Here is an 8,896-nt window from a genome sequence, read left to right on the forward strand (position 1 = left end):
CGAACGCCGGAGGGAATAGCGCGAACGCCGGTTCTGGCAATAACGCGGGCGGCAACAGCGCTGGCAATGCCGCGTCGAACTCGAATGCGGGTGGGAATAGCGCGAATGCCAGTTCGGGTTCGAATGCCGGTGGCAACAGTTCGAGTAACGCGGCGTCAAATTCAAATGCCGGCGGCAATAACTCCAAGGGCAAGGGCTAAGGCATGCCTTTGCCTGTCTGGTCCCTTTCCCTTGGCTCCTTTCGGTCAGTTCTGAAAAACAGCCGCGTTGGGATACCATTGCTTGCCGCTTTGCTGATGGGGCTTCTGGCCGCATGGAGTTCGGTCGGCGCCACGCTTGATCGCAGCCTGCAGATCTGGCGTTGGTCGCTCTTGCAGCACCCTGCCTCCGGCCATATCGCATTGATCGAAATCGATGCGCGCTCGCTGGCAGCGCTCCACAGCTATCCCTGGCCCCGCAGCCACTATGCCGAGGCGATCGACCGGTTGAACAAGGCCGGCGTCGGCACGATCGCTTTCGACGTCGATTTTTCATCCCCTTCCTCGTCTGATCAGGACGCTTCCCTTGCCCAGGCCATCAATGGCTCGCGCGCTCCGATCATTCTGCCCACCTTTCGACAGGCCAGCATGCAGGGTAGCCGGGAGTTTCTGGAGAACCTGCCCTTGCCTGCATTGCGGGAGCGGGCCCAGCTGGCCGCCGTCAACATCTTTGCTGACACCGATGGGCTGGTGCATTCCTATCCTTATGGTGTGGTGACCGGCGGTGTGCCGCGCCCCTCCATGGGAGCAACTCTAGCCAATGTTGCCGGGCAGGCCGGTGAGGGATTTCCCATCGATGGTTCGATCGATCCCGCGACGGTTCCACGCGTGAGCTTTGTCGATCTGCTTGACGGAAAGTTTGCGCCCGGTCTGCTCAAAGGGCGCGACGTGTTGATCGGCGCATCGGCTATCGAGTTGGGCGATCGCTATCCGGTTCCAGGGCGCGGCGTGATGGCTGGGCCGATGATCCAGCTGCTGGCGGCTGAAACCCTGCTTCAGGGCAGCGCACCTTTCGATCATGGGGCCACTTTGCCTTTGGTGATCGCGCTGGCGCTGGTTGTCTGGGCGGCCGCCGCCACATCGCTTCAGCGTGTTGTGGTGCTGGGCGGCGGGGCGATTGGTTTGCTGGTTCTGCCCTTGGCCACCAAGGCAACGAAACTGGGTAGCTTCTCTGTTGCGCCGGCCTTGCTGGCCATGCTCGCGGGCGGATTGACCATGGTCATCTACGCTGCGCTGACCTCTGCACGAGAAGCCCGGCATTTTGATGCCGAAACTAGGCTCCCCAATGCCCGTTCGTTCCGCGAACTGGTCGAGAAGCAGCCCCAGGGCAGCGTTGTCGTCTTGCGGCTAGCAAATTTTGGCGATGTTGCCAGTGTGCTTGGGCGCACGCACGCCGCTGAGCTACTGGCGCGGGTTGCGGAAAGGCTGGTGTTCGCTGGAGGCAGCCCGATCCACCGCATCGATGACAGTGCTCTTGCCTGGCTGAATGCCCCGCTCGACCTTGACGAGGAAACCGAGCGGCTTGACGCTGCCGCTGCGATGCTGCGCGCGCCTTTCTTGGTTCATGCTCGCCAGGTTGAACTGAATTTTGGCTTCGGGCTTGCTCCATCGGGCGCAATCGAGGCTCCGGCGCGCGCTGCCCGGGCCGCCGAGGTTGCTCTGGCGCGCGGACAGCGCTGGTCGCACTACACGGTCGATCTGGAGCAGGAAAGCGAATGGCGCCTCGGGCTGGCGGCGGAGTTGGATCATGCCATGGCACAGGGCCATATCTGGGTTGCCTATCAGCCCAAGCTGGATATTCGCACGCGGCGTGTCACGGCTGCCGAAGCGCTGGTACGCTGGCGGCATCCAGAGCGTGGTGCAGTCCCACCCGATGCCTTCATCCCGGCTCTTGAAGAGAACGGTCGCATTGCCGACCTCACGCTTTTTGTGCTGGAAAAGGCGCTGGAGGACCGCATGGCCTGGGCTGCTGCAGGTCTCGATCTCGACGTGGCGGTCAACCTTTCTGCGCTGCTTCCATCCGATCCGGAGTTTGTCGTGCGCCTGGAAACCGTGCTCAAGCACTATGTGGATACTGTCCCTCACCTCACACTGGAGGTTACTGAATCTGCGGCCATGACCGATCCGGAGCGAGCCATTGCAGCCCTTGAGCGCTTGGCCGGGCTGGGGCTGGCGTTGTCCATTGACGATTACGGCACGGGGCTTTCGACGTTGAGTTATCTCAAGCGGCTTCCCGCTCGCGAGATCAAGATCGACAAGAGCTTCGTTCTGGCGCTGGACTCCAGCCGCAGCGATCAGGCCATGGTGCGTTCGACCATCGAACTCGCCCATGAACTGGGCTTCAAAGTCGTTGCCGAAGGCGTGGAAACCGGGAGTACGCTGGAAATGCTGGCGTCGTTTGGATGCGACGTCGCTCAGGGCTGGCATATCGGCAAGCCAATGGCTGCCAGTGATCTTTTTGATACCGCTCAGGAGCGATTGGCCGAGGCGGGGTAGCGGTCATCGAGGATCGGTCCATGGATATATTATGGGCCAACCCTTTGGTTCTAGTTGCAGATCGGCCTCGAATGACAACCGAACCGCCTAGACAGTTTCATCAAGAATTTCCCGGACCCGATGGATGATATCGTCCATGTTGAAGGGCTTGGTTAGCACCGCCATACCGGCCTCAAGATGACCTGCCCCGACCGACACATTCGCTGCGTAACCCGTGATAAAGAGTGTCTTGAGACCGGGCCAGCGCGAACGCCCGATATCCGCCACCTGTCGACCATTGAGGCCGCCCGGTAGCCCAACATCCGTGATCAACAGGTCGATGCCGGGAAGATGTTGCAGCCGCTCCACGCCCGAGCGTCCATCCTCGGCACAGATCACGCGGTAGCCTGCTTCCTCCAAAACATCGCTAACCATCTCGCGGATCGGTTGTTCATCCTCGATCAGCAGGATTATCTCGCCCGCGCCATCTCCGGCTTCGGGGCGCGCAGCATCGATTTGTGCGGCTTTCGTCGCCCCCTCCGTCCTGGGAAGGTAGAGTTCAATTCTAGTGCCTTTCCCGACCTCGGAGTGGATGCGGATCTGGCCGCCGGACTGCCTGATAAAGCCGTAAACCATGGAGAGGCCCAGACCCGTGCCTTGGCCCAGCGGCTTTGTCGTGTAGAAGGGCTCGAAGACCCGTTCGACGACATCTGGCGGCATGCCGATGCCCGTGTCAGTGACGGAGAGCAATATATAACGGCCTGGTTTCAGATCACGTCGCGCCGCGTCGATCACATCCACCGATACATTGGCCGTCTCAATGATGAGCTTGCCACCCTCGGGCATGGCATCCCGGGCGTTGATGCAAAGGTTGAGAAGGGCGTTCTCCAGCTGAGGAGCATCCACCATGGTCGCGCCAAGGCCTTCGGTGCGGCACATCGTCAGTTCGATGGTGGGGCCGAGCGCGCGATCGATCATGTCCTGCATGCCGGCGACCAAATCGTCGACGTTGGTGTTAACCGGGGCGAGGGTCTGGCGCCGGGCGAAAGCGAGCAATCGCTGGGTCAGCGAGGCAGCGCGGCCCACTCCCTGTTGGGCCAGAGCAAGATATTGATCGATTTCGTCGTAGCGTTTTTGTTTGACCCTGCGATCCACCAGATTGAGCCCGCCCAGCACCGCTGCAAGCATATTGTTAAAATCATGGGCGAGGCCGCCGGTGAGCTGCCCGATCGCTTCCATCTTTTGCGATTGCCGCAAGGCCTCCTCTGTGGCGACCAGCGCTTTGGTCCGTTCCTCGATACGCTGTTCGAGATTGGCATTGGCATCACGCAGCTCTGCTTCGGCTCGGACACGCTGAATGTGAGACCAGGACCGCTCGGCCACCTCGCTTATGGCGATGATTTCCCGCTCGGTCCACGCACGCGGCCTGTTGTCGTGAATGGCCATCAGGGCCAGCAGCCTGCCATCCTTAACAACTGGCGCGCAGACTGTGGCCGTGATGCCGATGTCTTGAAAGGTTTTAGCTTCCCCAGGGGGCAGTTCGGCCAGATTATCTTTGATGATCAATGGGCGACCTGCGCGCAAATCATTAACCGCTCGCTCCCCGAAAGCAGCAAGACTGTAATGGCCAACAATCGAGCGCGATCCGGGCGCAGCCCAGTCGCCGCGAATGGTGAAGGCATCCTGATCCTCCTCCATATCTGCATAGGCGCAGTTGCTTAGATGGAAATGCTCACCGACCATCTTTGTGGTGGCCAAGAGCACTGCGTCGGCGGCTGATAGGCCCCGTGTTGAGGAATCGATATCATCAAGCAAGCGGTAAAGGGCTTCACTCTCTCGCAGGCGTCTTTGCTGCTCGGCGCGGACCCTGATGTCCTCAAAAAGAACGGCAACCTTGGGACGATCGCCCGGCTCGCGGAAGGCATGGACAGAATAATTACGCCCGCGCCCTTCGACAACGCCCTCAAAACTGCGGGAAATACCTGTCCGGGCGATTTCCCCGTAGATCTGAATCCAGCTTTCTTCCTGGCTCGGGTTGATCGAGCGGATCGATCGACCGATGCCGTTCTCGATCCCGGTCTGAGCCTCGAAAGCAGCGTTTGTTTCGACAATAATGTAATCGACGGGTTGCCCATCGTCATCATAGACCATTTCGATGACGCAGAAGCCCTGGGGGATGGCATCGAAAAGGGCGCGATATCGCGCTTCGCTGGCGGCCAGCAGGGCCTTGTTGCGCTGCCTTTCGGCGCGTTCGGCCACGGCCCTCTCGACCACGCCGGGCAGCCGGTCAAGGCGCTGTTTGACCACATAGTCGGTGGCCCCCCGCTTCATGGCGGCAACGGCGACCTCTTCACCCAGCGTGCCCGAAACAAAGATGAATGGTGTTTCTGGCGCAAGCTCTCGCGCGAGGGCGAGTGCTGCCTGGCCGTCAAAGGCGGGCAAAAGATGATCAGCGAGAATGAGGTCATAGGAGCCTTTGGTCAGCCCCTGGGTGAAGCCATCGCGATCCCAGACCCGCTCAACCTGACAGTCTGCGCCGGTGCGCTGCAGATATTCGCCGATCAACTCAGCGTCGATAGCGCTGTCCTCCAAATGGAGGATTCGGATGATCGCTTTGCTATTTTCATCCGTCATCGGCGAGTTCATTCGTCCTGTGGTCCCAGCTGCATCACGGGTGGAGGTTCGTTCAGAACGGCCCAGAACATACCAAGATCCTGAATTGCTTCGAAAAACTGATCGAAGCCGACTGGCTTGACCACGAAGGCGTTGACGCCCAGCTGGTAGCTGCGCACCAGATCTTTCTCCTCGCGCGAGGAGGTGAGCATGACAACCGGCGTCTGGCGCAGCTTCTCATCGCTCTTGATCCGCTCAAGCACCTCAAGCCCATCGACCTTGGGCAGCTTGAGATCGAGCAAAACGACGACAGGATCGCCGCCATTGCGGCCTTCGTAGGGGCCGGTGGCGAGCAGATAGTCTAGCGCTTCCGCGCCATCGCGCACCACGACGACAGTGTTGGCCAGCTGGCAGCGCTCCAACGCGGCAAGCGTCAGCTCGACATCCTTCGGGCTGTCCTCCACCAAAAGGATGGGCTTGAGGTCTGGTCCACTCACGACATGTTCTCCCGGCGCGGCAACGAAAAGAAGATCGTGGCGCCCTGATCGATCGCTCCTTCCGCCCATACGCGGCCACCATGACGGTGTTCGACTATGCGCTTCACATTGGCGAGCCCGATGCCGGTGCCCTCGAAATCCTCGGATCGGTGGAGCCGCTGGAACACACCGAATAGCTTGCCGACATAGGCCATGTCAAAGCCGGCGCCATTATCCTGAACGAAGTAGGTCACCACGTCACCCTGCACCCGGGTGCCAACCCGGATGATCGCGGGATCGCGTCCGGCGGAGAATTTGACGGCATTCTCCAGCAAGTTCTGCATCACCAACCGGATCATCACCGGGTCGCCATAGGCTTCGGGCAAGGCATCGATCCGCCACTCCACGGCGCGCTCGGCCAGATCGAGGTCCAGCTTGCGACGCAGTTCCTCCACCAGCCGATCCATGTCGATGGTCATCTTGTTCAGCGTGGCCCGGCCCATCTGTGAGAAGCTGAGCAGATTGTCGACCAGCGTTCCGGCCGAAATGGCGGATTCGATGATCGTGCCGATGTAGCGATGCCCGCGTTCGGAGAGCTTCGCGCCCTCATATTGCTTGAGCAGCTCGGCATAGCCGACAATGTGGCGGAACGGTGCGCGAAGGTCATGGCTGACCGAATAGCTGAAGGCCTCCAACTCCTTGTTGCTGCGCAGGAGCTGCTCGGCCATACCCGCCAGCTCTTCGGCCTTGCGCAAAACGATATCGACGATGGCCGAGCGCAGATGCTCGGCAGCCTCGATCTCGGCCTCGCCCCAGGGGCGGCTGCGCATGCTGACAGCCTCTTTCCAGACCTCGAAGGACTGGCGGGGATGGATGCGGCCACTCTCGATATCGACAGCTTTGCGCGGTGATCCGCCCCAGGAAACGGTGCGGATAACCTCTGGCCGGAACCAGAGCACATAGGCGGAATGGACCTGCGAGATTGGCACAGCCAGCACGCCGCTCGCCGTGTCCTTGATGCTGGCAAAGTCCGGGAGAACACCGGCGAGATGATCGGTGACGACGATCTCATCCGGGCGCTGATCGTTGAGCCAGTCGGCAAGGCGGCGCACCTCGGGCTCGGCTGGCGTTTCCCCCAGCAGGCGGCATTCACCGCCGAACACGATGGCGGCGCCCGTCGCATCGGTCAGCGCCAGCATGTCGGCACGCTCCTTGACCAGGCTGACCATAAAAGGATCGGCTGCCGCCATGCTAGCCAGCAAGCGCGCCTGAACCGACCGCAGCGCGATCCGCTGCTCTGCCAGAATGGCCTGCTCCCGCCCGGCAAATTGCAGCGAGAGGAACTGGCCGATGAAATCGCAGGCTGTGCGCACATGATAAGGCACACGGCGAGGGGCCTTGTTGTGGCACGAAATCAACCCCCAGAGCTGCCCTTGCCGCAGCAGGGAAATCGACATGGAGGCGCCCGTGCCCATGTTGCGCATATATTCGAGATGGATCGGCGACACGCTGCGCAGGGTCGCAAAGCTCAGGTCGTTGCGCTGGCCGGTCACCGGATCGAGACCGGGCTCCAGAGGCACCGGCCGATAATTGGCATCGGCAATCAGGCGTAGACGGTTGAGGCGGTAGAGTTCGCGGGCCTGTGCCGGAATGTCCGTCGCGGGGAAGCGCAGATCCAGATAGGAGGGGAGCACCTCATTGCGGTCCTCCGCGATCACTGTACCGTTCCAGTCCTCATCGAAGCGGTAGATAAGGACCCGGTCGAACTGCGTGATGCGCCGCACCTCCTGCGCGGCGAGGGCGCCAAGCTCTTCCAGGGACTGGTTGACCTGCGCCCCTGACAGCAGGGCCGTCAGCGACGGGTAAAGTTCATCGAGCGAACCCGGTTCGCCCGGCTCGATCGTTTCGAGTTCAAGAATGATGTTGGGGCCAGCACGGTGGGCGATGGCGTGATAGCCTTCCTGCCCGCCATAATAGCTTCCGAGATGACAGGGGCCATCCTCGAAAGATGCCTTGCCGATGCGCTCCGGGACGAGAGCCAGCCATGACGCGAGGGCATCCCGGAGCGGATGATTGAGCACATCTTGCACAGAAAACGCAGAAGAGCTGCCAATTGCTGCCTGGATGATGGTGAGGTCTGCGCCTGACAGCACAAGCAGATTGCCTTGGGGCTGGATCTGGCCCGGCGCCTGGATTGGTTCGCGTGCGCAGGCATCCAGATCGGCAGCCGTTGCCTGTGTTTTGGCCAAAGTCTCAGATGCCAAGGTGCGCCCCTTCCAACATGCCGCTTGCCTTACCCAAGGATGACAGTCTGTCCAATCCTTTCACCGGGGGTTTGCCGAACGATCGGCATCGGACCCCACCTGGCAGGTGAAACGCTCGCGGCTGACAGGCTAACCTGCATTCAATCGGTTCGATCAGATAAGGCAAGAGAAATTGGCGTGTCCGGGCGGGGGGTCGATCGCTTACCGGACACGCCTAGTCGATGGCGGGTTGTGTGCCCGCTCCCGGGTCTGTCGCCAGGACGGCCAGCATCCGGAGAGGGAGACGTCGGAAGCGATTGTTTGTTCCGCTGGCGCAGCTGGCGGGCTATCTCAATCGAGGAGGACTGCAGCATGGAAAGGCGCTGATAGACCGATGGGGCTTCTGGCGCGCCCATTTGCATTATCAAGCCGGACCAAGCTGACCTTTCTGCCATTAACCCGTTGATGTACTTACTCTGGGGTGTTGGCCATGCGCGGTGTTCTCATCATAGAGACCGATGGCTTCGATGACTTGGGCCTCACATGCTCTATGCAAGCCTTTCACCGGGCTGGCATTGAGACAGTCCTGGCCAGTCCCGAAGCAGGCGAGATTACTGGCTGCAAAGGCGCGGAGCTAGGGTTGGTCCGCACACTCGGCACTGTTAACCCAAACAAATTTGACGCGCTTGTGCTGCCGGGCGGCCAAGTCGGGGCTGATGGCCTGTCGATTGAGCACAAAGCGATCGAGTTGGTGCGAGACTTTCTTTGGGGAGGAAAGCCTGTCGCCGCCGCCTGCGATGGGCTGTGGCTTTTAGCCGTGGCGAACGTGCTGAAAGGGCGCGTTGTGACCGCCGCGCCGACAGGCTGGCTAGAGTTTGGGCATGCAGGCGCACAGCTTCGAGAGCAGGAGATCGTCGTCGATGGCAATCTGATCACTAGTCAGGGATGCGGTTGGGGCGATGCATTTTCTCGTGCCCTCATCTGGGCCGTCAGGAAGAGGGACATCGATGAAGGCAGGTGAAGGTGAGGCATGAACGGAGGGCTGCTTCGG

General features: G+C 60.9%; 6 protein-coding genes. 3 read left to right on the plus strand and 3 right to left on the minus strand.

The annotated features are described in order from the left end of the window. Together SR3_RS32300 and SR3_RS29475 are read left to right on the plus strand one after the other, a co-directional pair. Positions 1 to 200, plus strand: a 200-nt coding sequence (locus SR3_RS32300) for a hypothetical protein (protein WP_218018908.1), incomplete at its 5' end; no start/stop codon positions are given. A 3-nt stretch (positions 201 to 203) separates the two neighbouring features. Then, positions 204 to 2,534, plus strand: coding sequence for an EAL domain-containing protein (locus SR3_RS29475; protein WP_084456057.1), 2,331 nt, complete (start codon positions 204 to 206; stop codon positions 2,532 to 2,534). A gap of 87 nt (positions 2,535 to 2,621) precedes the next feature. On the opposite strand, the gene SR3_RS29480 is transcribed toward SR3_RS29475, so the two are convergent. The 3 genes from SR3_RS29480 to SR3_RS29490 are packed head-to-tail and all read right to left on the minus strand — an operon-like array spanning position 2,622 to position 7,866. Beyond that, positions 2,622 to 5,147 carry a response regulator gene (locus SR3_RS29480; protein WP_068094753.1) on the minus strand — a complete coding sequence of 842 codons (2,526 nt, stop codon included), beginning with the start codon at positions 5,145 to 5,147 and terminating at the stop codon, positions 2,622 to 2,624. Positions 5,148 to 5,155: 8 nt separating this feature from the next. Then, the gene (locus SR3_RS29485; RefSeq protein WP_068094755.1) at positions 5,156 to 5,623 is read right to left on the minus strand and encodes a response regulator; all 468 of its coding nucleotides are present in this window, start codon (positions 5,621 to 5,623) and stop codon (positions 5,156 to 5,158) included. Beyond that, complete coding sequence (locus tag SR3_RS29490; RefSeq protein ID WP_218018909.1) at positions 5,620 to 7,866, minus strand: ATP-binding protein; 2,247 nt, start codon at positions 7,864 to 7,866, stop codon at positions 5,620 to 5,622. The genes SR3_RS29485 and SR3_RS29490 overlap by 4 nt, the downstream gene beginning before the upstream one ends. A gap of 469 nt (positions 7,867 to 8,335) precedes the next feature. On the opposite strand from SR3_RS29490, the gene SR3_RS29495 reads away from it, so the two are divergent. Beyond that, positions 8,336 to 8,866 carry a DJ-1/PfpI family protein gene (locus SR3_RS29495; protein WP_084456060.1) on the plus strand — a complete coding sequence of 177 codons (531 nt, stop codon included), beginning with the start codon at positions 8,336 to 8,338 and terminating at the stop codon, positions 8,864 to 8,866. Positions 8,867 to 8,896: the final 30 nt, after the last annotated feature.

This window comes from Novosphingobium rosa NBRC 15208 (assembly GCF_001598555.1).
Taxonomy (GTDB): domain Bacteria; phylum Pseudomonadota; class Alphaproteobacteria; order Sphingomonadales; family Sphingomonadaceae; genus Novosphingobium; species Novosphingobium rosa.

What these genes read in the sequence shown, in the direction of transcription:
- SR3_RS29475 (WP_084456057.1), top strand. Translation starts at nt 204, where the DNA reads ATGCCTTTGCCTGTCTGGTCCCTTTCCCTTGGCTCCTTTCGGTCAGTT.
- SR3_RS29480 (WP_068094753.1), bottom strand. Translation starts at nt 5,147, where the DNA reads ATGACGGATGAAAATAGCAAAGCGATCATCCGAATCCTCCATTTGGAG.
- SR3_RS29495 (WP_084456060.1), top strand. Translation starts at nt 8,336, where the DNA reads ATGCGCGGTGTTCTCATCATAGAGACCGATGGCTTCGATGACTTGGGC.